The organism is Litorilituus sediminis (assembly GCF_004295665.1).
GTDB classification, from domain to species: Bacteria; Pseudomonadota; Gammaproteobacteria; order Enterobacterales; family Alteromonadaceae; genus Colwellia; species Colwellia sediminis.
The window spans coordinates 2285767-2310651 of sequence record NZ_CP034759.1 but is presented as its reverse complement, the minus strand read 5'-3'; the positions used below and the strand labels follow the sequence as shown (position 1 = coordinate 2310651).

Annotated in this window: 20 protein-coding genes; 15 read left to right on the top strand and 5 right to left on the bottom strand. The window is 39.9% G+C overall.

The annotated features are described in order from the left end of the window. Nucleotides 1–32 precede the first annotated feature (32 nt). Nucleotides 33–653 (bottom strand): LysE/ArgO family amino acid transporter, encoded by a 621-nt coding sequence (locus tag EMK97_RS10275; protein ID WP_130601856.1) that lies wholly within the window; start codon nucleotides 651–653, stop codon nucleotides 33–35. A gap of 148 nt (nucleotides 654–801) precedes the next feature. On the opposite strand from EMK97_RS10275, the gene EMK97_RS10270 reads away from it, so the two are divergent. Then, entirely contained in the window at nucleotides 802–1689 is an 888-nt protein-coding gene (locus EMK97_RS10270; RefSeq protein WP_342774588.1) for a LysR family transcriptional regulator ArgP, read from the top strand. A gap of 21 nt (nucleotides 1690–1710) precedes the next feature. Here EMK97_RS10270 and nadC read toward each other — a convergent pair whose 3' ends face one another. Continuing rightward, nucleotides 1711–2607: a carboxylating nicotinate-nucleotide diphosphorylase gene (gene nadC, locus EMK97_RS10265; RefSeq protein WP_130601852.1), complete on the bottom strand. Its 897-nt coding sequence runs from the start codon at nucleotides 2605–2607 to the stop codon at nucleotides 1711–1713. 3 nt (nucleotides 2608–2610) lie between these two features. After that, nucleotides 2611–3129: a retropepsin-like aspartic protease family protein gene (locus tag EMK97_RS10260; protein ID WP_130601850.1), complete on the bottom strand. Its 519-nt coding sequence runs from the start codon at nucleotides 3127–3129 to the stop codon at nucleotides 2611–2613. 36 nt (nucleotides 3130–3165) lie between these two features. Between EMK97_RS10260 and ampD the strand changes: the two genes are divergently transcribed. The 11 genes from ampD to EMK97_RS10200 all read left to right on the top strand — a co-directional run bounded on the left by ampD (nucleotide 3166) and on the right by EMK97_RS10200 (nucleotide 16543). Further along, entirely contained in the window at nucleotides 3166–3774 is a 609-nt protein-coding gene (ampD, locus tag EMK97_RS10255) for a 1,6-anhydro-N-acetylmuramyl-L-alanine amidase AmpD (protein WP_130604458.1), read from the top strand. Between the two features lie 8 nt (nucleotides 3775–3782). Further along, nucleotides 3783–4757: a beta-lactamase regulator AmpE gene (ampE, locus tag EMK97_RS10250; RefSeq protein ID WP_130601848.1), complete on the top strand. Its 975-nt coding sequence runs from the start codon at nucleotides 3783–3785 to the stop codon at nucleotides 4755–4757. Nucleotides 4758–5037: 280 nt separating this feature from the next. Further along, nucleotides 5038–5784 carry a pyruvate dehydrogenase complex transcriptional repressor PdhR gene (pdhR, locus tag EMK97_RS10245; protein ID WP_425462194.1) on the top strand — a complete coding sequence of 249 codons (747 nt, stop codon included), beginning with the start codon at nucleotides 5038–5040 and terminating at the stop codon, nucleotides 5782–5784. 200 nt (nucleotides 5785–5984) lie between these two features. Beyond that, nucleotides 5985–8660, top strand: a complete 2676-nt coding sequence (aceE, locus tag EMK97_RS10240) for a pyruvate dehydrogenase (acetyl-transferring), homodimeric type (RefSeq protein WP_130601844.1) — start codon at nucleotides 5985–5987, stop codon at nucleotides 8658–8660. Nucleotides 8661–8686: 26 nt separating this feature from the next. Further along, nucleotides 8687–10357 carry a dihydrolipoyllysine-residue acetyltransferase gene (aceF, locus tag EMK97_RS10235; protein ID WP_130601842.1) on the top strand — a complete coding sequence of 557 codons (1671 nt, stop codon included), beginning with the start codon at nucleotides 8687–8689 and terminating at the stop codon, nucleotides 10355–10357. A gap of 204 nt (nucleotides 10358–10561) precedes the next feature. Continuing rightward, on the top strand, nucleotides 10562–11992 hold the full coding sequence (gene lpdA, locus EMK97_RS10230; RefSeq protein WP_130601840.1) for a dihydrolipoyl dehydrogenase: 1431 nt from the start codon (nucleotides 10562–10564) through the stop codon (nucleotides 11990–11992). Nucleotides 11993–12418: 426 nt separating this feature from the next. Next, a complete protein-coding gene (locus EMK97_RS10220; protein ID WP_130601838.1) occupies nucleotides 12419–13033 on the top strand; it encodes a flavin reductase family protein in 615 nt (204 codons plus the stop codon). Between the two features lie 239 nt (nucleotides 13034–13272). After that, the gene (locus EMK97_RS10215) at nucleotides 13273–14235 is read left to right on the top strand and encodes a collagenase (protein ID WP_130601836.1); all 963 of its coding nucleotides are present in this window, start codon (nucleotides 13273–13275) and stop codon (nucleotides 14233–14235) included. Between the two features lie 180 nt (nucleotides 14236–14415). Then, nucleotides 14416–14742 (top strand): hypothetical protein, encoded by a 327-nt coding sequence (locus EMK97_RS10210; RefSeq protein WP_130601834.1) that lies wholly within the window; start codon nucleotides 14416–14418, stop codon nucleotides 14740–14742. Next, entirely contained in the window at nucleotides 14735–15436 is a 702-nt protein-coding gene (locus EMK97_RS10205) for a helix-turn-helix transcriptional regulator (RefSeq protein ID WP_130601832.1), read from the top strand. Before EMK97_RS10210 ends, EMK97_RS10205 begins: the two co-directional genes overlap by 8 nt. A gap of 66 nt (nucleotides 15437–15502) precedes the next feature. After that, complete coding sequence (locus EMK97_RS10200) at nucleotides 15503–16543, top strand: energy transducer TonB (RefSeq protein ID WP_170176745.1); 1041 nt, start codon at nucleotides 15503–15505, stop codon at nucleotides 16541–16543. Between the two features lie 6 nt (nucleotides 16544–16549). On the opposite strand, the gene EMK97_RS10195 is transcribed toward EMK97_RS10200, so the two are convergent. Together EMK97_RS10195 and EMK97_RS10190 are read right to left on the bottom strand one after the other, a co-directional pair. After that, nucleotides 16550–16750: a DUF4250 domain-containing protein gene (locus EMK97_RS10195; RefSeq protein WP_130601828.1), complete on the bottom strand. Its 201-nt coding sequence runs from the start codon at nucleotides 16748–16750 to the stop codon at nucleotides 16550–16552. Between the two features lie 149 nt (nucleotides 16751–16899). Beyond that, the gene (locus tag EMK97_RS10190) at nucleotides 16900–17625 is read right to left on the bottom strand and encodes a FadR/GntR family transcriptional regulator (RefSeq protein WP_130601826.1); all 726 of its coding nucleotides are present in this window, start codon (nucleotides 17623–17625) and stop codon (nucleotides 16900–16902) included. A gap of 197 nt (nucleotides 17626–17822) precedes the next feature. Between EMK97_RS10190 and lacZ the strand changes: the two genes are divergently transcribed. The 3 genes from lacZ to EMK97_RS10175 all read left to right on the top strand — a co-directional run bounded on the left by lacZ (nucleotide 17823) and on the right by EMK97_RS10175 (nucleotide 24830). After that, nucleotides 17823–21038: a beta-galactosidase, LacZ type gene (lacZ, locus tag EMK97_RS10185; protein WP_130601824.1), complete on the top strand. Its 3216-nt coding sequence runs from the start codon at nucleotides 17823–17825 to the stop codon at nucleotides 21036–21038. Further along, the gene (locus tag EMK97_RS10180) at nucleotides 21038–23356 is read left to right on the top strand and encodes an aminotransferase class III-fold pyridoxal phosphate-dependent enzyme (protein WP_130601822.1); all 2319 of its coding nucleotides are present in this window, start codon (nucleotides 21038–21040) and stop codon (nucleotides 23354–23356) included. The genes lacZ and EMK97_RS10180 overlap by 1 nt, the downstream gene beginning before the upstream one ends. Before the next feature lie 268 nt (nucleotides 23357–23624). Then, a complete protein-coding gene (locus tag EMK97_RS10175) occupies nucleotides 23625–24830 on the top strand; it encodes a DUF3667 domain-containing protein (RefSeq protein WP_130601820.1) in 1206 nt (401 codons plus the stop codon). Nucleotides 24831–24885: the final 55 nt, after the last annotated feature.

The window sequence follows — 24885 nt, the reverse complement described above, 5'->3', positions numbered from 1 at the left end:
TTTAAACTTAGGCTATTTAAGCCGAGCTCGGGTTATTTATTTAACCAAGTAATAAATAGTGACCAAGCAATAGCCCACATAATGATACCAATAACACTGTCTATTACGCGTTTTACTTTAGGTTGAGATAGTTGTGTTGAAAATTTAGCAGCACCAAAGGCTAAACAACTAAACCACACCATAGAAGCCAAAATAGTGCCCAGTAAAAAATATAGCTTGGCATCACCGCTGTATTGTCCGCCAACACTACCTATGACCATGACTGTATCTATATAAGCGTGCGGATTTAGAAATGTCACAATCAGGCTAGTTAATATGACAATTTTGGCTGATTTATGCTCTTTACTTAATACCGCATTAGGTGTGTTGCCTTGGTATGCAGCTTTAAAAGACATTAAGCCGTAACTGAACAAAAACGCAATGCCGCCCCAAGTTAGCAAGGTAAATAACAAGTCGCTACTGGATAAAATTAAACTACCGCCAAAAATGCCTAGCGTCATTAAAATAACATCATAAAGTACAAATAATGTCGCGGTCATGACATGATGGTTTCTGTTAATACCTTGATTTAGCAATAAGGAGTTTTGGCTACCAATAGGAATGATCATGCTAAGGGCCAAGGTAAATCCTTTAGTCATCACTAATAAGCTCATATTCTGTCTCCTTAATATTTACTATGTTTGCAGCGTTTGGCTGATTTATGTTGAAGTAATTTAGGAGGCAAGTTTGCGCTTTTTATTTGTATAAATATAATTAATAAATCTTAACTATCATAAGTAAAACTTATTAAGAGGGCTGAAGGTGTTTGATTACAAACTGTTAGCAGCATTAAATGCCATTATTGAGAATCAAAGCTTTGAGCTGGCGGCACAGAAGCTGTTTATTAGTCAGTCAGCGATTTCTCAGAGAATTAAAGCGCTAGAAGAAGCTATGGGGCAGCCAATTTTAATTCGCAGTCAGCCAATTCAGGCTACCAAGGCGGGTGAGCAATTATTGAGTCATTTTAAAAAAGTACAACAACTAGAAAGTGAGTTGTTGCCACATTTATTGCCTGATAAACCTGCAAGCCCATTGAAAATAGCCTTAGCGGTCAATGCCGATAGTTTAGCTACATGGTTTATTAAAGCGATTACCCCGGCAGTGGAAAATGAATTAATTGAATTGAATTTAATTATTGAGCATGAACAGAGAACCTTAGATAAGCTGCGCTCAGGGGAAGCCATAGGAGCAGTAAGCACTGAGGCTAAACCACTTAAGGGCTATCGGTCATTTAAGCTTGGCAAGATGGAATATTACTTAGTTTCATCGCCAGGCTTTAAAGAGAAATATTTCTCTGGGGGAGTGACTGCACAGACGCTGAAAATGGCACCAGCCATTAGCTATGATCATAAAGATGATATGCACACTAAGTATATTGCCCAGCATTTTGATTTAGCAGCGAACGAGTATTATTGTCACACGGTGAAATCATCAGAAGCCTTTGTTGGTTTGGCAAAAGCAGGCGCCGCTTATTGCTTATTGCCTAGCTTACAAATTATCGATGAACTTAATTCTGGTGAGTTAGTGAATCTATGCCCAGATAAAATACTGACCAGACGTTTATATTGGCATAGTTGGGTGTTAGTCAAAGGGGTGAATAAAGCGCTATCACAGCAAGTTATTCGCGCTGGGCAAGCATTGCTGTCTTAGCATGCTTGCCCAATGATGTCGTTATTTAAAACGCATGGATAAATCTACCGCGAGCACGTGCTTGGTTAAGGCACCAGAAGAGATAAAATCTACGCCTGCTTTCGCGTATTCGCGTAATGTTTCTATGGTCATATTACCCGATACTTCTAGCTTAGCTTTGCCGCGTGTCGCGCTCACCGCTTGTTCGATCATTTTCGGCGTGAAATTATCTAACATGATGATGTCTGCACCAGCGTTAAGTGCTTGCTCTAATTCGTCAAGAGATTCCACTTCAACTTCAACCGTTTTATCGCTGTGGTTAGCTTTTGCTGTTGCGATAGCTTTGTTAATGCCGCCACAGGCAGCAATGTGGTTTTCTTTAATTAAAAAAGCGTCGAAAAGGCCAATTCTATGATTAACACCGCCGCCGCATAACACCGCATATTTTTGCGCACTACGTAGGCCAGGTAAGGTTTTACGTGTATCTAATAACTTGGTATTACTACCTGCTAGCTCTTTCACGTATTGGCTAGTGATAGTGGCTGTGCCACATAAGCTTTGTAAAAAGTTTAACGCTACACGTTCACCCGTTAGTAAAGTACGGGCATAACCTTCAAGCTCAAACAAAGTCGTATTAGCGGCAACTGCTTCACCGTCATTGACAAACCAAGTGATTTTTGTGGCTTTATCGCCAGTATGTCCTAGAGATTTATCTAGTTGGGCAAATACTTCATTGACCCAAGCAACACCACAAATAATACAATCTTCACGAGAAATTACCGTAGCAACTGCTTGCTCAGCTTCAGGAATAAGCATGGCAGTGATATCTTGATTGGCATCAGCTGACTGAGATACATGCGCACCTAAATCTTCTTTTAATGCCCATGATACTGTATGGCTGATATCATCTTTTAATGCGTCTAGCTGAGTGGTTAGCATTTGCTATTGTTCCCGTAATATTAATTGTTTACCTGTTTGGCGAAATTCTACTCTTTTTAAGGCGCTCATACCTAATAGAATCTGATCACTTTGCATGGCAGGGTTGATGTGAGCGGCGACATTATAAAGGATTATGTTACCTAAGCTCAATTGCTCAACTAAGGTTTTATATACTGTGATACTGCCATTGGCGGTTTGCACGCGATAGCTGCCACTTGCTTGCAGCCCTAAATTATCAGCAATATGCGCAGGAATAGATAACTCTGTGGCGCCGGTATCAAGCAAAAAGGTGACTGGCATCTCGTTAATAGTGCCATTGGTAACATAATGACCGTGCCTATTTTGTACTAAAGTCACTTCGGCTTTGCCTTGACTCGTTAAGCGCATTTCAGGCTGGGCATTGGGGTTATATTGTTTGTCGAGTACATCCTCAAAGAAGAACATTAATAAGCCAAGGGCAATTAGCCAAGCTAGCCAAACAAATATTTTTGCCATTTTGTTTGTTGGGTCATCTTCAGTCATACTATGCACAATATTATTCAAGGTAATGATTATTGTATGTCGTTAATTAGTGAGCATAAAGCTGATAATTGTAATAATTTCTCAATCAAGCAAGGTTGGTTAGTTCAGGCTCAGCATTGTTTATCGCCACACTTTACCCCACGAGAACAAGATGAGCAGATCAGCTTACTGGTGATCCACAATATCTCTTTGCCTGCAGGGCAATTTGGTACTCCTTATATTACTGATTTATTTGTGGGTACTTTAGATTGTGATGCTCACCCAAGTTTTTCTGATTTAAAGCATTTAACTGTCTCTGCCCATTGCTTAATTCGTCGTGATGGCAGTATTATTCAATATGTCTCTTTTAACGATAAAGCTTGGCATGCTGGCGTGTCATCTTTTCAAGGCAGAGAACAGTGTAATGACTTTTCTATTGGCATAGAGTTAGAGGGAACTGATAGCCAAGCTTATACCGATTTGCAATATCAAGCTTTGGCTGAGCTAACTGTGCAGTTAATGGTTACTTATCCTGCGATAACTTTAGATAATATTGCTGGTCATTGTGATATCGCGCCTGGTAGAAAAACAGATCCCGGGCCTGCGTTTGATTGGTCTAGCTATAAACAACTAATTTGCGATAAGAAAAATAACAAAGAATTTTAAGGTGTAACATGAGTTTACTGAGTTTATTAATTGCCTTGGCGGCAGAGCGCTCGTTATCTTCTTCTTGGTGGCGTTTTCAACATTATTTTCAAGGTTATAGCAACTTTGTTGATGACAACAGTAAGTTAGCAAACTTAAAACAATCAACCTTAGGTAAAGCTTTATTTATTGTTATTCCGGTTTTGCTTACTGTGATGATTTTAGATTCAATCGATAATGGCTTAATACACTTGTTATTGTCGACTGTGATTTTGATTGTTTGTTTTGGTTGTGTCGGTACCAGAGAAAGCTATAAACACTACTTGCAATCTGCTTTTCGTGGCGAGGAAACCACCACAGCACTTCATCACCAGCAGTTACTTGAAGATAAAAACCTGCCGCCAATGGGCTTTGGTCAAGCGCTTATTTGGCTGAACTATCGTTACTATATTGCCATTATGTTGTATTTCACCTTGTTTGGTGCCGCTGGCGTGGTGTTTTATCGCTTATTATGTGCGGTCATTGAGCAAGAAAATTCAGCCTGTCAGGCCAAATGTCAGCAAGATGAACAGGCAAGTGCTAGCGAGCAAGCAATGGCAAATGATGCTAATGAAGCGGAATTTGACGAAGCTGATTTTGATGAAATTAAGCAAGATCCTAGCGAGCATGAGCAAAATAACCCACCAAGCTTAACTGGCGGCTGTAATAACCATCACGATGTGCTTTTCTGGTTAGACTGGTTACCGGTAAGGATTACCTCGTTTGGTTATATGTTTGTCGGTCATTTTACTCGCGCTATGCCTGTGTGGTTAGAGAGTTTGTTTGATTTTCAAAAGCCAACTCATCGGGTTTTAATCGACGTCGCGGAAAAATCAGAAGATATCATGATAGGTGAAAATGATTGTACCGCAGAGCCTTGTCTATTAGTACGCTTAGCAAAAAGAACGGTACTGTTAATGTTAGCTATTATCTCTGTGCTGATACTTGCTGGCGTACTGAGCTAGTATAAATAATCACCTCGTTATGATAAAAAACCATTGGTCTGACCAATGGTTTTTTTATGCGTAATTATGAAAAAATCAAACATAAGTTTTAAGTTCGGGCTCTAATTAAATGTTTGCGCTAGCACAAGCTATCAACTAAATTCACTTGTCAAAACAGGTGTTTTTTGCTATTTTATTGCCCTGTTTTTAATTGGTAATACCAATTTACCAAAGGTTTTTGGTAAATATTTATTCTCTTGATTTGATTATGACACCACGTATGACAGCAAAAAAATCTGTTTTGCAACAACCGCTTAAACAGAAAAAACTTGCCGATATTATTATGTCTCAGTTAGAGGCCATGATAATTGAAGGTAGTTTGTTGCCTGGAGAAAAATTATTACCAGAGCGTGAACTCGCGGCGCAGTTTGAAGTGTCGCGTCCGTCATTGCGTGAAGCCATTCAAAAATTAGAAGCCAAAGGCTTAGTAGTGCGTAAACAAGGTGGTGGCACGTTTGTTAGCGACAATATCTTAAGCGGTTTTGCTGATCCTTTATTTGATTTAATGGCCAATAACAATGAATCACAATTTGATTTATTGGAGTTTCGCCATGGTATTGAAGGTATGGCGTCATACTATGCCGCTATGCGTGGTACCTCGGCCGATTTTGAACACATTCAAGCTAAACATGATGAAATTGGTAACTCTCAATTAGAAGATGATTTTCATTTAGAAGCAAAAGCGGTATTTGAATTTTATCTAGCTATCTGTGCTGCATCACACAATGCGGTAATTTTGCATCTTGCTCGCAGCATGTCAGAGCTGCTTATCGATAATATTGAAAAGAATTTAACTATCTTGGCTAAGCGCCCAGATATTTTTGCCAAAATTACGGATTACCGTAAGCGTTTATTGGCTGCCATTATTAGCGGGCAACCGCAGAAAGCTTGGGGGGCTAGTCATCGCCACTTAGCTTTTATTGAAGAAGTATTGTTAAAGATGACACAAGAAAATAGCCGTATGGAAAGATCCATGAGGCGCATGTAGAAAATAGTAGTAAGAGAAATACATATAAATACGCGTGGTTATTGATAATTTAATCGTTAATTAACTTTTCTTTTAACAGAAGCAAACTATCTTTAATCATCAACTTAATTGAAATTTTTAAAATTTAAACTTAATCAGCTTTGCTTTTAAATTGCTTGATAATTAGCACATTTAAAACAAAGTAGCGGAGACTAGATAATATGTCAGATTTGCCAAAAATAGATATAGATTCTTTGGAAACCCAAGAGTGGTTAGAATCGATGGAATCTGTATTGGAAAATGAAGGCCCAGAGCGTGCACATTTTCTATTAGAGCAACTAATCGATCGCGCTCGTCGTGGTGGTACACATTTACCGTTTGATGCAACAACGGCATACGTAAATACTATTCCTCCAGGACAAGAGCCGCACATGCCGGCTGATCAGACCATTGAATCACGTATTCGTGCCGTGATTCGCTGGAATGCTTTAGTATTAGTTTTACGTGCATCTAAGAAAGATTTAGAGCTAGGTGGTCATATTGGTAGCTTTGCTTCTTCTTCTACTTTATACGATGTAGGTTTTAACCACTTCTTTAAAGCGGCAACACCAGAAAATGGTGGTGACTTTATTTTCTCACAAGGTCATATTTCTCCGGGTATCTACGCTCGCGCCTTTATGGAAGGTCGCTTAACAGAAGAGCAAATGAATAACTTCCGTCAAGAATGTGATGGCAAAGGTTTATCTTCTTACCCTCATCCGCACTTAATGCAAGACTTCTGGCAGTTCCCAACCGTTTCTATGGGCTTAGGTCCACTACAAGCAATTTATACTGCACGTTTCCTTAAATACTTAACTGATCGTGGTATCAAAGATTGTTCAGGTCAACGTGTATACGCTTTCCTAGGTGACGGTGAGTGTGATGAGCCAGAATCATTAGGTGCTATTGGTTTAGCGGCGCGTGAAGGTTTAGATAACTTAACCTTTATCATTAACTGTAACTTACAGCGTCTTGATGGCCCAGTACGTGGTAACGGCAAAATTATTCAAGAACTTGAAGGTACCTTCCGTGGCGCAGGCTGGGAAGTAACTAAGGTTATTTGGGGCTCTTACTGGGATGCATTATTAGCACGTGATACTTCAGGTAAGTTATTACAGTTAATGAATGAAACGGTTGATGGTGAATACCAAAACTGTAAAGCCAAAGGCGGCAAGTACACCCGTGAAAACTTCTTTAACAAGTACCCAGAAACAGCCGCTATGGTTGCTAACATGTCTGATGAAGATATCTGGCGCTTAAACCGTGGTGGTCATGACCCAGTTAAAGTTTACGCTGCTTACGATAAAGCAATGAAGACTAAAGGTCGTCCTACAGTAATTCTTGCTAAAACCGTTAAAGGTTTTGGTTTAGGTGCTTCAGGTGAAGCATTAAACATTGCTCATAACGTTAAGAAAATGGACGTTGAGTCAATCAAGCACTACCGTGATCGTTTCAATATTCCAGTAAGTGATGAAGAGATTGCTGACTTACCTTTCTTCAAATTCCCTGAAGACAGTGAAGAATACAAGTACATGAAGACGCGTCGTGAAGCATTAGGTGGTTCATTACCAGCACGCCGTCAACAAGCCGATGAGCAATTAGAAATTCCACCGCTTAAGTCGTTCGATGCTATCTTAAAAGGCTCAGGTGATCGTCAAGTATCATCAACCATGACCTTTGTTCGTGTACTGAACAGCCTATTAAAAGATAAGAAAATTGGTAAGCGTATTGTGCCTATCATTCCTGATGAAGCGCGTACTTTTGGTATGGAAGGTCTATTCCGTCAAGTGGGTATTTACGCCAATGAAGGACAAAAATACGTTCCTCAAGATGCTGACCAAGTGGCTTACTACCGTGAAGATAAGAAAGGTCAGGTACTACAAGAAGGTATTAACGAGCTAGGTGCTATGGCATCTTGGGTGGCATCAGGTACGTCTTACTCAACCTGTGATGCAACCACTATCCCATTCTACATTTACTACTCTATGTTCGGTTTCCAACGTGTTGGTGATTTAGCCTGGGCAGCAGGTGATAGCCAAGCACGTGGTTTCCTATTAGGTGCAACCGCTGGTCGTACTACGCTTAACGGTGAAGGTTTACAGCACCAAGATGGTCACTCACATGTACAAGCAGGCTTAATTCCTAACTGTGTCACTTATGATCCAACTTACGGTTATGAGATTGCGGTGATTGTGCGTGAAGGTTTACGTCGTATGTATGAAGAAAATGAAAATATCTTCTTCTACTTAACGCTAATGAACGAAAACTATCAGCACCCAGCTTTACCTGAGAAAAAAGATATCACTGATGAAATCATCAAAGGTATTTACCAATTAGAGCAAGTAGCAGCTAAGAAAGCCGTTGCTAATGTGCAATTAATGGGTTCAGGTACAATTTTAGAGAAAGTACGCCAAGCGGCACAAATTCTAGCGAATGATTACAACATCTCTAGTGATGTTTACTCAGTAACATCATTTAATGAATTAGCACGCGATGGTCAAGATGTGACTCGTTGGAACATGCTACACCCAGAAAGTGAGCAGCGTGTACCATACATTGCTACTGTGATCACTAAAGATGCTGGTCCTGCCATTGCTGCAACTGACTATGTGAAAGCTTATTCTGATCAAGTTCGTGCATTTATTGACACTGAATACCGTTGTTTAGGTACTGACGGTTTTGGCCGCAGTGATAGCCGTGACAACTTACGTCAGCATTTTGAAGTTGACCAAAACTACATTGTTGTAGCGGCATTATTTGAATTAGCAAACCGTGGTGAAGTTGAGCGTAGTGTTGTCACTGAAGCGATTAAACGCTTTAACATTAACACAGAAAAGCTTAACCCGCTTTACGCTTAATACGTGACTAGATAAGGAAAAACGAAATGTCTGATATTGAAAAAATTCTAGTCCCTGATGTAGGTGGCGAAGAAGTTGAAGTGATTGAAATCTGTGTTGCCGTTGGTGATACCTTAGAAGCAGATGAAGGTATTGTTACGGTTGAAACAGATAAAGCTTCAATGGATATTCCAGCGCCATTTGCTGGCACCTTAGCAAGCTTAACGGTTGCTGTTGGTGATAAAATCAAAGAAGGTGATGTTATTGGTGAACTAAGTGTTGGTGCAAGTACAGCTGATGCAACGAGCGAAGCGGCTCCTGCTGAAGAAGCGCCAGCAGCACCAGCGGTAGAAGAAGCTGCAGCAGCTCCAGTTGAAGCGCCAGCTCCTGCAACAACGCCAGCAGCATCAGCTGTCATTGAGGTGGCAGTACCTGATATTGGTGAAGACGGTGAAGTTGACGTTATTGACGTATTAGTTAGCGTTGGTGACGTTATCGAAGCAGAAGATGGTTTAATTACCTTAGAAACTGATAAAGCGACTATGGATGTGCCATCAACTGATGCTGGTACAGTTAAAGAAGTCTTTATTAACGTGGGTGATAAAGTTAAACAAGGTAGCTTGGTCATTAAGCTTGAAACATCAAGTGGTGCGCCAGTAGATGCACCAGCAGCTGTGCCTGCACCAGTTGCTGAATCTGCTCCAGCACCAGCGCCGGCAAAACCAGCTCCTACACAACAAAAAGCAGCGCCAGTACCGCATCACCCACAAGCAGGTGAAACTAAGAAAGGTACTATTTATTCATCACCTTCAATTCGCCGTTTAGCGCGCGAGTTTGGTGTTGATTTAACCCTAGTTAAAGGCACTGGTAATAAAGGTCGTATTTTAAAAGAAGATGTGCAGTCTTATGTGAAATACGAGCTATCTCGTCCTAAAGCTAATGCTGGTAGCAATGTTGCTGGTGGCTCAGGTGGTTTACAAGTCGTTGCTAGCAAGCCGGTTGATTTCTCTAAATTTGGTGACATTGAAACGAAAGAATTATCACGCATTCAGAAGATTTCAGGCCCGTTCTTACACAAAAACTGGGTAACTATTCCACATGTTACTCAATTTGATGAAGCAGATATCACTAATGTTGAAGCTTTCCGTAAAGAGCAAAATGTTGTCTGTGAAAAGCAAAAGCTTGGCTTTAAGATCACGCCATTAGTGTTCATTATGAAAGCGGCTGCTAACGCGCTGCAAGCATTCCCAACCTTTAACTCAAGCTTGAGTGAAGACGGTGAAAGCTTAATCTTGAAAAAATACGTGCACATTGGTGTTGCGGTAGACACGCCAAATGGCTTAGTTGTGCCAGTAGTGCGTGATGTTGATAAGAAAGGTATTCATGAGTTATCTCGTGAGTTACTTGAAATCAGTGTTAAGGCGCGTGAAGGCAAATTAAAAGCAGCTGATATGCAAGGTGGTTGTTTTACCATTTCAAGTCTAGGTGGCATTGGTGGTACAGCATTTACGCCAATTGTTAATGCACCAGAAGTAGCTATTTTAGGTGTGTCTAAATCTGAAATGAAGCCTAAGTGGAATGGTAAAGACTTTGAGCCACGCTTAATGTTGCCATTATCTATGTCTTACGATCATAGAGTAATTGATGGTGCTTTAGCTGCGCGCTTTACTGTGCATTTAGCTAGTGTAATGTCTGATATTCGAAAACTAATTCTTTAGTACTGAAAAATAACATAAAGCAATAAGTGTCCGACTTTAGTCGGCACTGAGAAATTAAGGTTGGCGATTTGTGCTTGCAAAGAGTAAAATCGCCGACAATATTTATTCTTTTTATTTCTTTAGTTAGTAAAGCAAATAGACAACAAGTCCGTGGTAATGCTCGCTATGACTATTACCATAATAAAAATTTAATTTGAGGTTAGCATGAGTAACGAAATTAAAACTCAGGTAGTAGTTTTAGGGGCAGGCCCAGGTGGTTATTCAGCAGCATTTCGTGCGGCTGATTTAGGCTTAGACGTAGTATTAGTTGAAAGCCGTGAAACACTTGGCGGTGTATGTTTAAACGTAGGTTGTATTCCATCAAAAGCATTGTTACACGTTGCTAAAGTTATCGATGATGCAGCAGCAATGGCATCTCACGGTGTTACTTTCGGTAAGCCAGAAATCGATTTAGATAAAATTCGTGGCTGGAAAGAAAGCGTAATTGGTCAATTAACAGGTGGTTTAGGCGGAATGTCTAAAGCACGTAAAGTGAAAACAGTTACAGGTTACGGTAAGTTCACTTCTGATAAAACCATTGAAGTTGAAGGTGCGGACGGTAACACGACTATCACATTTGATAATGCGATTATCGCCTGTGGTTCTTCTGTAATTGACTTACCATTTATTCCAAATGATGACCCACGTGTTATCGATTCAACAGGTGCGTTAGAGCTTAAAGACGTACCAGAAGAAATGTTAGTGCTTGGTGGCGGTATCATAGGTTTAGAAATGGGTACTGTATACTCAGCGCTAGGCTCAAATGTATCTGTAGTTGAGTTTGCTGACCAATTAGTACCAGCTGCTGATAAAGATATAGTGCAAATTTACACTAAGTACAACAAGAACAAGTTCAACATCATGTTGTCTACTAAAGTTGTTGCCGTTGAAGCCAAAGATGATGGCTTATATGTAACCTTTGAAGGTAAGAAAGCTCCTGAAGGTCAAGTACGCTACGACAAGATCTTAGTTGCTGTTGGTCGTAAGCCAAACGGTCACTTAGTTGCTGCTGATAAAGCAGGTGTTAATGTTGATGAGCGTGGCTTCATTAACGTTTCTAAAGAGCTACGTACTAATGTTCCGCACATCTTCGCCATTGGTGATGTGGTTGGTCAACCTATGCTTGCTCACAAAGCGGTACATGAAGCACACGTTGCTGCTGAAGTTATCTCAGGTAAGAAGCACGAGTTTGACCCACGTTGTATTCCTTCAATTGCTTATACTGATCCAGAAATGGCTTGGGTTGGTGTTACTGAGCGTGAAGCAAAAGAGCAAGGTTTAAACATTGAAGTAGCTAACTTCCCATGGGCAGCTTCTGGTCGTGCAATCGCATCTGCACGTACTGAAGGTAAAACTAAGATGATCTTCGAAAAAGAAACAGGTCGTGTGCTTGGTGGTGCTATTGTTGGTATCAATGCGGGTGAAATGCTTGGCGAAATCTGTTTAGCGGTTGAAATGGGCGCTGATGCTGAAGATGTTGGTTTAACTATTCATGCTCACCCAACGTTAAATGAGTCAATCGGCTTAGCGGCTGAAATCTTTGAAGGTTCAATTACTGACTTACCTAACGCGAAAGCCGTTAAAAAGAAAAAGTAATTTAAATAGTTAACTATTTATTAAAGCCAGTAATTTTTAACTAAGTTACTGGCTTTTTTTATTTAATAACTAGGTACAATGTGCTTATACCAATTTGATTAAATATTTAGTCAGTTAGAGTTACAAGAATAGCATTAGAACAAGCAAGATTTATGAAGATATAGTCGTTCTACATCAAATAAATATTGTGCAGTTATCATGTTATTCTTGAACTCCCAAAGGGCGAGTTTAAAAGGCTTATACCCAGCGTTGCGAATTTTAACAAGGACGCTGCATGGATGCAGCTTATTAGAGAATGCAGGAGCATATTCTCCTGAATAACCATTCTTTGCAATGAGCGCCTTGCTTATAAGCCTTTTAATTCTCGCTAAATGATCAAATACTTAATTAACTTGGTATTACATCAATCACTCGGATAACACTGCTATGCAACTTGACTTCACTCAATTTTCAGCCAATCAAATTTATCACTTAATGACACAAACTGTTATTCCTAGACCCATTGCTTGGGCATTAACAGACTCCGGTGAACAAAATTATAATTTAGCGCCTTTTTCTTACTTTACTGCAGTATCAAGTGCTCCACCAATACTGATGTTGTCGATAGGTAAAAAGCCCAATGGCGAAGTAAAAGATACCGTTAAAAACATTATTCAATCGAACAAAATGGTCATTCATATTGCCAGTGAACAGCAGGCTGACTTGGTAACAAAAACAGCTGCTACCCTAGAACATGGAGAGTCAGAAGTAAGTATTAATGATATTGAACTGGTTGACTGGCCAGAATTTGCTTTACCTCGCCTGAAACAGTGTAGTATTGCTTATGGTTGTGAGCTTTATGATGTACAAGAAATTGGTGATACCCCACAAAGCTTAGTTTTTCTTAAGGTTAATTGCTTGTATCTAGATGATGCGATTGTTGAACTGGATAGTAAAAGCCGAGTAAAAGTGTTTGCTGAAAAAGCACAACCTTTGGCGCGTTTAGGAGGCGGCGAATATTCAGGTATCACAGAGCCATTCTCCTTAGTTAGGCCTAAGTAACTTCACATAAAGCATGCATTTCAAGTAGTTATTTATACTAACTTCTAGGTTATTTTGTAGTGAACTAGCCAGCGACTGCAGTGCAGTTGCTGGCTTCTTGTTTTTTAGCGGCTATATTTTAGCTGTTTATCGCAAATTTTCGTTGGTTAACCTTGTTTTGTATATTATATTCACTCTTTCGCTTGTTGTGTTTGCTAAAGCGTGGCAAGGTGAAGCTATATAAATCGTGGAGAACTAGAATGAAGAAAAAAATCCTTGGTGTGTTAATTGCCGTTAGCTTAATTTCAGGCTGCCAAACAACCTCTGAGCCAGCTAAGCCGGGCGACCATAGCAAAGCAAAATTAGCTTATGGTAATGTTGTTAAAGATGGTGAAGTTTTTATTCCGGCTTGGGTTAGAAATGAACAGCAAATTAATGAAGTATTAGCCAGCGTGCATTACTGTGCTGATAATTTAATTCTGCGTCACCAAGGCATGTCAGAGCAAAATATTGCTGATTCTTGTAAGTTACTGTTAGAAACAGAAGCGCGTTTCCATAAGCTGTTTAATCGTAAAGGTAAGCCAGTATTGCATGATAACAATGATGTTTTACGCGCTAATATTTATGCTAGCCGCGATGATTACGTTAAATACGTAACCGATCACTTCGATGTACCATCAAACAACGGCGGTATGTATTTGGAAGGTTTACCACATTTAGAAAATAACAGCGCTGAGTATGTAGCTTACTTGAAAAAAGGCACTGTTTGGAACTTAAACCATGAGTTCGTTCATTACTTAGATGGTCGCTTTAATACTTATGGTGATTACTGTTTACCGCCGCATGATAATCATGCCGGTCCTGAATATTGTCCAAAACCAGCGCCAGAATTACCTTACTTGATCTGGTGGGGTGAAGGTTTAGGTGAATATGTTGCCCATATGGACAATAACCCGGCAGCATTAAAATTAGCTGGTGAGAAAACTTATCAATTAAGTGAGTTATTTAATAATAGCGGTGCCACTTGGAGCACACCACGCGTATATCGTTGGGGTTATTTAGCGGTGCGCTACATGATGGAAGAGCAACGTGACAAGGTTGAAGAAATGTTATTTCATGTGCGCCGTGGTGATTACACCCGTTACCAAAAAATCGTTAAAGATTGGGGCACTTCGATGGATGCCGATTTCCACACTTGGTTAGATACTGTAGCGATTAAATAAGCCACATAATCTCATTTATGGTAAGAAAGCATACACTGTTTATCGGGTATGCTTTTTTTTATGCTTATAAAACCCTGCTGACACTCTTTGTCAGTAGCCTTAATCAATAATAACCAACGCAATATTAAGCATTATCGTAATGCTTAAATTGCTATTATTTTTGATTAAGGAAGAAAACACATGCAAGTATTAGAATTAGTAACTTTTAAAGCAAAAGCAGGTACCAGCCACGAGAAGATTATTGAACTTAATGAGCTGGTAATGGAAAAGGTAAAGGAATTTCAAGGCTTTATTTATCGTTCATTGTGCTACCAGTCAACAAATCAGTCGTGGATTGACGTGGTTTATTGGCAAGATGAAGCCTCGGCAAAGTTAGCGCAAGAGCAATTTATGCAATCAGAGGTCTGTCAGCAATTGATGTCAGTAATCGATGTTGAGTCGACTCAGTTACAACACGCTGATATTCTACTGTCATCTTGCACTCAAGAAAGTGAACAAAGTGGCTAAAGCCGATCGATTACTCAATATCATTAGTATTTTAAAAGGGCGACGCACTGTTATTACAGCGCGTCAGCTCGCACAAGTATTGGAGATATCTGAGCGTACTATTTATCGTGATATCCAAACCTTGCTTGATACTGGCTTTCCTATTGAAGGTGAGGCAGGGGTTGGTTATCGCTTGAAACCTGGTTATGAAATCGCGCCAATTATGTTTACACCAGAGGAGCTGCTGGCGGTACAACTTGGGCTAAAAATGGTACAAGGATGGAGTGATAAGGGCTTAGCTATATCAGCAGAGCAAGCCAAGGTTAAAATTGAGGCGGTTATTCCTGAGCAGCTTAAAGAACAAAGTACTCATGATAGCTTGCTGGTTTCTAAATATTATCTCAAATCAGAAGCTGCTGACTATTCACTAAAAGTTCGTCAAGCGATACAAAATAATCAACATATTGCTATTGAATATAAACGGGCTGACGGTGAAATTTCTCAGCGCGAACTAGCGCCTTTAGGCTTAGTTTATTGGGGGCAAAAGTGGACATTAATAGCCTGGTGCATGTTACGACAGGATTATCGCGAATTTCGTTTAGATAGAATCTTGCAGTTATCTATAGTAGCTGAGCAGGAGGCGATTAGTACTGAGATAAGCTTAGAGCACTATTTGACAAAGCTTAAAGAATTATACGGCAGCGATACCCCTTAACACTGATACTGGTTATCTGCGGTCATTACTTGTATGGTGAGCGCGTTATTTATAAAGGGACTTATCATGAGTAAACTGTCAACATTAGCCTTAATTACTTCTTCATTATTGCTGTCATCCATTCAAGCGGGCGAACTTTCACAGTATTTAACTACACGCATTGAACCTGAGCCAATTAAGCGCATTGAACCTAAATATCCAATTGATGCTGCCAGAGAAGGACGAGAAGGCTGGGCCGTGCTGAGCTTTGTTATTAATAAAGATGGTAGTGTCTCTAACGTTATCGTAAAAGAAACTTCCGGCAGTAAAGACATTGCTAAAGCCTCTGTTAATGCGGTAAAACAGTGGCAGTATAAGCCAGCACTGGAAAATGGTAAGCCGGTTCAGCAATGTGTTAATACAGTGGAAATGAACTTTAGAATGGCAGACGATGGCACTACCGCGGTAAGTAAGCGTTTTAAACGAAAATATCGTAAGGCACGAGAAGCGTTACTGGCAAAAGACTATAAAACACTAAACGAGCAGCTTGATGCCATGCAAAACACTAGAAATATGCATATGTCTGAAAGCAACTATATGCATTTATTGGCAGCAGCTTATGCTCAGCAAGTTGGCGATAGCTCGAGACAACTATACCACTTGGAACGGGTTAGAAATATTGGGGGTGAAAAAGATGATGAGCAGTACTTTACCAGCCAGTATCATAAGTTTTTGCTTGAGGTGTCGTTAAATCGTTTTCCAGAAGCGTATTCTACCTTTAAGCAATTAGAAAAGCTGCCAGCAGCCCAAGGTAAAATGGCAAAGTTGCACGAGCTTGTTGCGAAAATGGATGCAATAATTGCTAGTGAGCAAGACTTACCTAAGCGCGGTAATATTGAACAAGAGGAATTTTGGTCAACCATGCTGCTCAGAAACGAATTCTCATTGACAAAAATAGATGGTGAGCTTGATAAACTAGATGTTCGCTGTGCTAACAAACGCCACGTTTATACTGTAGAAGAAAACAACACTTGGCAATTACCTAAATCTTGGAAGAATTGTAGCATCTACGTATACGGTGCACCGCAAAGTAGTTTCACTTTAGTAGAGCACGCACAAAAAAGTTGATGGTATTTACTTTGTTGTTGGTCTAAATTGGTTTAATTCTTCTTGGTAGTGAAAACCAATTTCGGCCAATCTATTTTCAAGTTGTTGTTGCTCTACATCTAACATTGCTGCTAAGCCATGTAAGTTATGACATTCATGGCGCAATCTATCGTTGACTATACCCAGTAAAATATTAGGGTCTAAATTCATACATCTGCTTATTTCCATGATGCACCTCTTATAAATCACTATAACTAGTGATACTCATTAACTTATAGTTTAGTTCTGATAGGCAAACACTGCCAAGTTATAGCCTTTAGTTGCAATTAAAGGCTATAACGTTGCGAATTTTAGAAATGCAGGGTGTATGGGGGACGTTAGTTTTGTTGATTATTGGCTTCGAATTCAGCGATTTTCTCATCAACTAAACGTAAGGTTTCTCTTTGCGTTTTCATCGCGGCATCAAATGCCCCTTGTGCATCACCGGCTTTGATCAAGTTGAAGATATTCACATGTGCTTGATACTCTTCTTCGCTCACTGCTTCCGCGCGGTTGGTAAAGTGTAGATTGACTTTTAGGGCTGTTTCAATAAAGACGCTTAATTGAATAAAAAACGGATTAGTACTGGCAAGCAATATACTGGTATGAAAATCAATATCAGCTTGATGACTATCATCATAGCCTGACTCTTCAAATTTCATTTTGGTTAAGGCGCTTTCTATTTGCAGTAATTCATCATCAGAAGCAAAGCGCGCCGCTAGTGAGGCCGCTTCAGGTTCAATGGCTAAACGAAGCTGTAAAAAATGCCTAAGCATGTATAAATCTGGCTTACCTAGTAGGATCCAACGCAGTACATCAGTGTCAAATAAGTTCCAGTGCTTGATATCCTGTACACGAATACCTTGTCGCGGCCTAGAGCTAATCAAGCCTTTGGCTGTTAACATTTTAATGGCTTCGCGTGTTGCTGTACGGCTGATATCGTATTCTTTTGATATATCGGCTTCAGAGGGCAGTTTTTTATTTACGCTGTACTTTCCTTGTAGAATGGCCTTCCCTAATTCATGCGTTAATTGCTGGGTAAGGTTACGATGTGATATTTCCATAAAAGCTTGGTGTTCCGCAATTGTGTTAATGGCCTGATAAGTTCATTTTAGTGCAACAATGACAGTCTAGGCTTAGGTTTTACTTGCCCGCTCATTGTAGTAACACCATTTTACTATGAAATTATCGCAAAATACTTGAACAAGGTCAGTTCAATTTTGTATTATAAATAATATTGTATACTGTATGGTATTGATTAATGAAATCTAGTTTAGTATTTTTTTCTGTCGTAGTCACTTTATTTGCAACAAACATCGCTGCAAAGCAAGAGCGCGAGCCTTGGCAAGATCATCAAGTGTTTGCTATTAACAAGTTAGACCCTCATGCGAGCTTGTTCCCATACCAATCTCGTGATGCTGCCTTGGTTGATGATAAAAGTCAAAGTAGTAACTATTTACTATTAAATGGTTTATGGAAGTTTGATTGGCAGCGTAGCCCAGTGAACAAGCCAAAGGACTTTGAACAACAAGCGTTTGATGACTCTACTTGGTCGCAAATTCCGGTACCAGGTAATTGGGAAGTGGAAGGCTTTGGTTATCCTATTTATTTAGATGAACGTTTTCCATTTGATACTAAATGGCCTGATGCGCCAACAGATTACAATCCTATTGGCTCATATCGTAAAGCGTTTAATTTGCCAACAACATGGCAAAATAAACAAGTGTTTTTACATGTCGGTGCAGCAAAATCGTCTTTAGATGTTTGGCTTAATGGTGAGAAAGTAGGTTTTAGCCAGGGAGCCAAAACACCAGCAGAATTTGACTTAACACCTTATTTATCAAAGGGTGAAAACTTACTTGCCTTTCAAATTCGTCGTTGGACCGATGCCAGTTATTTAGAAAGTCAGGATATGTTACGTATTTCTGGCATTGAACGAGATGTGTATTTATATGCCCGCGAAAGGCAGCATATCTTTGATTTTCATGCTAAACCAAGATTAAACAAAGATTTTTCTCAAGCAAACTTATCGCTTGAAGTTGATGTTAAGAATGTGGCGAAAAAGGTCAGTGACCAGCTTGTGGTTTCATACCAATTGCTAGACCCAATTAACAATCAACAAGTTATTCTTAGTGGTAAAAAGTCTATCAGCGTTGCTGGTAAAGAAACTGAGCAAGTTAGCTTAGCAGGTTCATTTGCTAACCCTAGGCTATGGAGCGCTGAATTCCCTAACCTTTATACCTTAGTGATTACCCTTGCTGATGAAAACGGACAGGTGCTGGAAGTCATTAAAGATGATATCGGTTTTAGACAGATTGAAATTAAAAATAGCCAACTGCTTGTTAATGGTAAGGCCATTTATATTCGCGGTGTTGATCGCCATGAAACCTCACCTAAACACGGTCATGTCGTCAGCAAAGCTTCTATGGAGCAAGATATTAAGCTGATGAAACAGTTTAATATTAATGCCGTACGTTCAAGCCACTACCCCAATGATCCTTATTGGTATGATTTAACCGATAAGTACGGTATGTATGTGATTGATGAAGCAAATATTGAGTCGCATCCGTTAGCAATCAGCAAAGACACGCAAATTGGTGATGAAGAAAGCTGGATACCTGCGCATTTAGATAGAACTAAGCGCATGTTTGAACGTGATAAAAACCATCCCTCTATTATTATTTGGTCTTTAGGTAATGAAGCCGGCGAAGGTAAGGTCTTTGAAACCACCTATCAGTGGTTAAAAGATAACGATGATAGTCGTCCTGTGCAATATGAGCCTGCTGGTGAAGCACACTATACCGACATCTTTGCCCCCATGTATCCGTCAATTGAGCGCTTGGAAAAGTACGCACAATCTAATCCGCATCGCCCAGGCATTATGATTGAATATGCTCATGCTATGGGTAATTCAGTTGGTAATTTACAAGATTATTGGGACGTGATTGAAAAATATGATGTTTTACAAGGTGGCTTTATTTGGGACTGGGTTGATCAGTCATTAGAGTACACCAATAGTAACGGCGTTAAATTTTGGGCTTATGGTAAAGACTTCCATCCAGATTTACCTAGTGATGGTAACTTTTTAAATAATGGCTTAGTTAACCCAAATAGAGAGCCTCATCCGCACTTATTTGAGGTGAAAAAGGTTTATCAGCCAGTTAAGTTTTCAGCAAAAAATATCGCCAATGCGGTGTTTGCCATCGAGAATAAATTTGCCTTTGCTAACTTGAAAACCTACCAATTACAGTGGCAGCTAAGCGCTGATGGTAGTGAAGTAGCTAGCGGCTTTAAGACTATGCCTGATATTGCTGCGGGTGAAACTAAGTTGCTAGCTTTGTCAGAAGTTTTACCACATTTACCTAAGCAAAGCGCTAAGGAATACTTTATCACTTTAAAAATGGTGCTAGATAAGCCGCAAGCGTTACTGGAAAAAGGTCATGAAGTTGCCTTTGAACAATTTAAACTGCCAGTAAAAGTAAGCCCAGCTAAAAAATACATAGCAAAAGGTCAGCTAAATAGTAAACAACAAGGCGGGATAGTAACGATTTACAATGATGACTTTAGTGTCAGCTTTGATGAAAAAACAGGTTGGTTAGCTGATTATCAATATCAAGGCCAGTTATTAACCTCAGATAAAGTTACTCAGCCATTAAAAGCAAACTTTTGGCGGGCACCAACCGATAATGATTTAGGCAATGGCTTACAAAAGCGTGCGCAAATATGGCAACAAGCCAGTGATAGCTTACAGTTAAAGCAATTTTCCCGTGCTAAACAGGGCAATGCCATAACAGTCACGGCGCAGTATATTAGCGAGTTATTTGCAGGCGGTTATCAGGTAAATTATAAAATATCGGCTGATGGTCGTATTAAAGTTACCAGCGAGCTTACACTAGCAGAAAATCAAGACTTACCCGATATTCCACGTATAGGTATGCAGCTAGTTATGCCCGGGCAATATCAATTTATGCACTGGTTTGGCCGTGGTCCACATGAGAGTTACGCCGATAGAAAAACCTCAGCTGCGATTGCCTGGTATCAATTACCGGTGAAAGAGCAAATTCATCATTATGCAAGACCACAAGAAAATGCCAATAAAACCGATGTTCGTTGGTTAGCGCTGCAAAACAATAACAACTCAGGCTTACTGGCGGTGGGTGAGCAAGCTTTAAGTGCCAGTGCTTGGCCATATCTCCAACAAGATATTGATTTTATTGCCGGTAAAGATGGTAGTGCCTCGGCTTCTGGCTTAGTGCCAGTAACGACAAAACATGGCGCGGAATTGTTGATGCGTGATCTAGTAACCGTTAATCTAGATCATAAACAAATGGGTGTTGGCGGTGATACCTCATGGGGACGATTAGTGCACAAGCAATATCGCATCCCAGCGAAAAGCCATCAATACACTTTTACCTTGATTCCTTTTACTCAGCAAACTGACTTAGCTGAATTAGCACGTACGGTGGAGAGAAACTAATGACACCTAGCTTTACAGAGCAAGAAATCTTAACCATCTTAGCAGATAATTATCAGTTAACCGGCTCATTAAAAGCACTTGCTGGTTATTGTGATCAAAATTTGCTGTTAACGGCGCAAAGCGGTGCTCGTTATATTGTTAAGGTTGCTAATTCTGAAGAAAAGTTAACTGAATTAGCCATGCAAAATGCGGCTATGGCACATTTAACGGCTCAGTCTCTTGCTGTACCTTGCGCGATCGACAACAGCGCGCAAGAAAGCATTACGCAGGTAGCAGATGAGCAGGGTAATCAATTTTTCTTTCGCGTACTTAGTTATTTAGAAGGTAACTTTTATGCAGACAGTGCCGCAAGCTCACATAATGCCAATTTGTGGCAATCATTAGGTCAGTTTATTGCCCAAATTGATAAAGCTTTAAGCGACTTTACTCATCCTGGCGTTTATCGTTATTTTGATTGGGACTTAGCGCATGGCTTTGCCATTTGCCAAGAGAAAAAGCACTTGCTAAGCAGTGAGCAACAACATCAAGTGCATTACTTTTTAAGTATTTATCAAACTCAGACCATGCCGATATTAGCTCAGTGTCGTCAAGGGGTGATTCATAATGATGCCAATGACTATAACTTATTAATAAATAATAGCGACCAGCCCAGTGCAATAACTGGTTTAATTGATTTTGGTGATATGGTTTATAGTCATGTTATCAATGAGTTAGCCATTACTTGTGCTTATGCCTTAATGGGGCAGGATGCGCCAATTACCGCCTTAACTGAAATCGTTTCAGCATATCATCAGCACTACCCGTTAACGGATGTTGAACTGGAAGTGTTATTTTCACTGATTGCCTTACGTTTATGTGTCAGTGTTTGTAATTCAGCGAAAGCGATTAAAGAGCAGCCAGATAATGAATATTTATTAATATCGGTAAAACCAGCATGGCAACTATTAGCGCAGTTACAAAGAGAAAACCCGTTTGCGCTATTAACTCAGCTGCGCCTTGCTTGTGGTTTATCTGCTGATGCTGGCAAGAGTAAACAAGATATTATTGCCTATCGTAAAAAGCACTTAGGTAAAACCTTAAGTTTAAGCTATCAACAGCCATTGAAAATCGTTCGTGGTCAAGGTGCCTATCTTTATGACGAACAAGGTAATGGCTATCTCGATATGGTGAATAATGTTTGTCATGTTGGTCACTGTCACCCCAAAGTGGTTGCCGCAGGGCAGGCGCAAATGGCGCATTTAAATACTAATACCCGCTTTTTACACGATAACATCGTTAATTATGCTGAAAAACTGTTAGCGACCATGCCTGAAGAATTATCAGTATGTATGCTGGTGAACTCAGGCAGTGAGGCTAATGAGCTGGCGTTTCGATTAGCAAAAAATTACACGCAAGGCAGTGAACTTTTGGTCGTTGATGGTGCTTATCATGGCAATACGAATGCTTGCATTGAAGCTAGTCCGTATAAATTTGATGGCCCGGGTGGTTTAGGCGCACAAGATTATGTGCACACGGTTGAATTACCTGATCCTTACCGTGGTAAGTATCAAGGGAATACTGTTGAAAATGCCAAGCGCTATGCTGACAGTGTTGCTGAAACTTTGGCTAATATAGCCAAGCAAGGGAAAAAGCCAAGCGCCTTTATTTGTGAGTCTTTACAAGGGGTTGCTGGACAAATTATTATGCCAGATGGCTATCTTTCTCAAGTATATCGCCATGTTAGAGCTGCTGGTGGTGTTTGTATTGCTGATGAAGTACAAGTTGGTTTTGGCCGTGTTGGTTCGCATATGTGGGCGTTTGAAACACAAAATGTTGTCCCAGATATTGTTACCTTAGGTAAGCCTATCGGTAATGGCCATCCAATGGCAGCGGTTATTACCACGCAAGCAATTGCTGATGCCTTTGTGAATGGTATGGAGTATTTTAATACCTTTGGTGGTAACCCAGTGTCTTGTGCTATTGGCGCGTCTGTGCTTGATGTGATTAAAGAAGAAGACTTACAGCAGCATGCGTTAACTACTGGCAACTACTTTATCGAGCAGCTTCGCCAAGTGCAGAATGAGTTTGACTTAATTGGAGATGTTCGTGGTTTAGGTTTGTTTATTGGCGTGGAATTAGTAGAAGATCGTGCAACGAAACAGCCAGCCACAGAAAAAACCGGGCAACTGGTTGAGTTTTTCAAAGAGCAGCAAATTTTATTAAGCACGGAAGGGCGCTTCTACAATATTCTAAAAATTAAACCACCTTTAGCTTTTAACCAAGCTGATGCCGATAAATTTATTCAGGTATTAAGGCAAGGTTTAGCGGCACTTTCATAATCTTTAGCAGAGCAAGCGTTAATCTGCTTGCTCTAAAAAGCCTTGAATTCAGACAAAAAATATCTAGCTAGAAATCACAAACAACTATAACCTGTTGGCTTGGTTCAATTTAGTACTATTTTTAATGTCTGCATGAGGTCAGTTCTCTGGCAGCAGTTGAAAGCACTTGTAAATCAAGTGCTTTTTTTTTGTCATAAACTTGCTAGAGTAACGGTATATGAAATAAGGCTCATTAAGCCTGACAAGATGTAATAAGGGATAAATAGCATTGTCTGTAGAATCACTCGACGTGTCAGAGAAACATCACGAACTTCAGCCGCAAGTGGTGCAAGATAAAAGCTGTGAAAACTGTGGCGCTCCGCTAGACGGACAGTTTTGTGCAAAGTGTGGTCAAGAAATCACCTCAAATATTCGCTACTTTGGTACTGTTATCTTGCACTTGTTGGATGATATCTTTAGCTTTGATTCTCGCGCTAGCAGAACCTTATGGCCGCTTATTGCAAAACCAGGTTTTTTAACGCAAAAGTACTTCGAGGGTAAACGTGTACATTACGTGCCACCTTTGAGGCTATATCTTTTTATCAGTATTATCTTTTTTTTGTCACTGAAATTTTTTACCAATTTTGGCGCTGGCAGTGTACCTGTGATTAGTGCTGAAACTATGCAGCAAAATCTGGCGAATAAAATTGTTGAGTTACACTCTAGTGAGGCCGACGTTGATAAACAAGCCTCGATAGCAAGGCTGCAAATTTTATTAGAGCAAGTGTCACAAAATAAACGTATACCACTTCAAAATCAGGCGATTAAGTTAGCGCAACTGGAGTTAAAACAATTATCTAGTGGCGAAGGTTTGTCAAAAGAAGAGAAGAAAAAATATGACGAACTGCAAAATAATGTCGAGACTTTAAAGACCAAAGACTCGTTAATTACCGTCTCTAATCAAGAAGATGGCACATTAAGGTTTGATTTTCTGTCTGAAGAAATGAATACCAAGCTGACTGAACAAGTCACAATGTTAAAAAATAAAGCCGAGATAGCGTTTAGTTCTGATCCAAGTAAGTTAATTGAGCAAGCAATAGGTAAATTACCGCAACTTATGTTTGTGCTATTACCCGTTTTTGCACTATTGCTTAAAGTCATGTACCTCTTTTCCAACCGCTTATATATGGAGCATCTTACTGTCGCGCTGCACAGTCACAGCTTCATTTTTCTGGCAATATTATTATTAGAGTTACTTAGTGAAGGACAAGATTTTATTGTGGAAACATCAGCTTTTGCCGCTGATATGATGCAATATTTGGCCATAATCTTATTAACTTGGCTGCCGGTATATTTATTTATTATGCAAAGGCGCATTTATCAGCAAGGTTATTTTTTCACTTCAATTAAGTTTGTTGTGATCGCGTCAATTTATCTTATGCTCATGCTTTTTACTGCGTTTATTGCCTTTATTTGGGGATTAACTAGTATTTAATTTACCGACAAAAAAGCCTGCAATTGCAGGCTTGTTATCGTATCTATGGCTAGAA

What these genes read in the sequence shown, in the direction of transcription:
- EMK97_RS10275 (WP_130601856.1), bottom strand. Translation starts at nt 653, where the DNA reads ATGAGCTTATTAGTGATGACTAAAGGATTTACCTTGGCCCTTAGCATG.
- nadC (WP_130601852.1), bottom strand. Translation starts at nt 2,607, where the DNA reads ATGCTAACCACTCAGCTAGACGCATTAAAAGATGATATCAGCCATACA.
- EMK97_RS10260 (WP_130601850.1), bottom strand. Translation starts at nt 3,129, where the DNA reads ATGACTGAAGATGACCCAACAAACAAAATGGCAAAAATATTTGTTTGG.
- ampD (WP_130604458.1), top strand. Translation starts at nt 3,166, where the DNA reads ATGTCGTTAATTAGTGAGCATAAAGCTGATAATTGTAATAATTTCTCA.
- ampE (WP_130601848.1), top strand. Translation starts at nt 3,783, where the DNA reads ATGAGTTTACTGAGTTTATTAATTGCCTTGGCGGCAGAGCGCTCGTTA.
- aceE (WP_130601844.1), top strand. Translation starts at nt 5,985, where the DNA reads ATGTCAGATTTGCCAAAAATAGATATAGATTCTTTGGAAACCCAAGAG.
- aceF (WP_130601842.1), top strand. Translation starts at nt 8,687, where the DNA reads ATGTCTGATATTGAAAAAATTCTAGTCCCTGATGTAGGTGGCGAAGAA.
- lpdA (WP_130601840.1), top strand. Translation starts at nt 10,562, where the DNA reads ATGAGTAACGAAATTAAAACTCAGGTAGTAGTTTTAGGGGCAGGCCCA.
- EMK97_RS10220 (WP_130601838.1), top strand. Translation starts at nt 12,419, where the DNA reads ATGCAACTTGACTTCACTCAATTTTCAGCCAATCAAATTTATCACTTA.
- EMK97_RS10215 (WP_130601836.1), top strand. Translation starts at nt 13,273, where the DNA reads ATGAAGAAAAAAATCCTTGGTGTGTTAATTGCCGTTAGCTTAATTTCA.
- EMK97_RS10210 (WP_130601834.1), top strand. Translation starts at nt 14,416, where the DNA reads ATGCAAGTATTAGAATTAGTAACTTTTAAAGCAAAAGCAGGTACCAGC.
- EMK97_RS10200 (WP_170176745.1), top strand. Translation starts at nt 15,503, where the DNA reads ATGAGTAAACTGTCAACATTAGCCTTAATTACTTCTTCATTATTGCTG.
- EMK97_RS10195 (WP_130601828.1), bottom strand. Translation starts at nt 16,750, where the DNA reads ATGGAAATAAGCAGATGTATGAATTTAGACCCTAATATTTTACTGGGT.
- EMK97_RS10190 (WP_130601826.1), bottom strand. Translation starts at nt 17,625, where the DNA reads ATGGAAATATCACATCGTAACCTTACCCAGCAATTAACGCATGAATTA.
- lacZ (WP_130601824.1), top strand. Translation starts at nt 17,823, where the DNA reads ATGAAATCTAGTTTAGTATTTTTTTCTGTCGTAGTCACTTTATTTGCA.
- EMK97_RS10180 (WP_130601822.1), top strand. Translation starts at nt 21,038, where the DNA reads ATGACACCTAGCTTTACAGAGCAAGAAATCTTAACCATCTTAGCAGAT.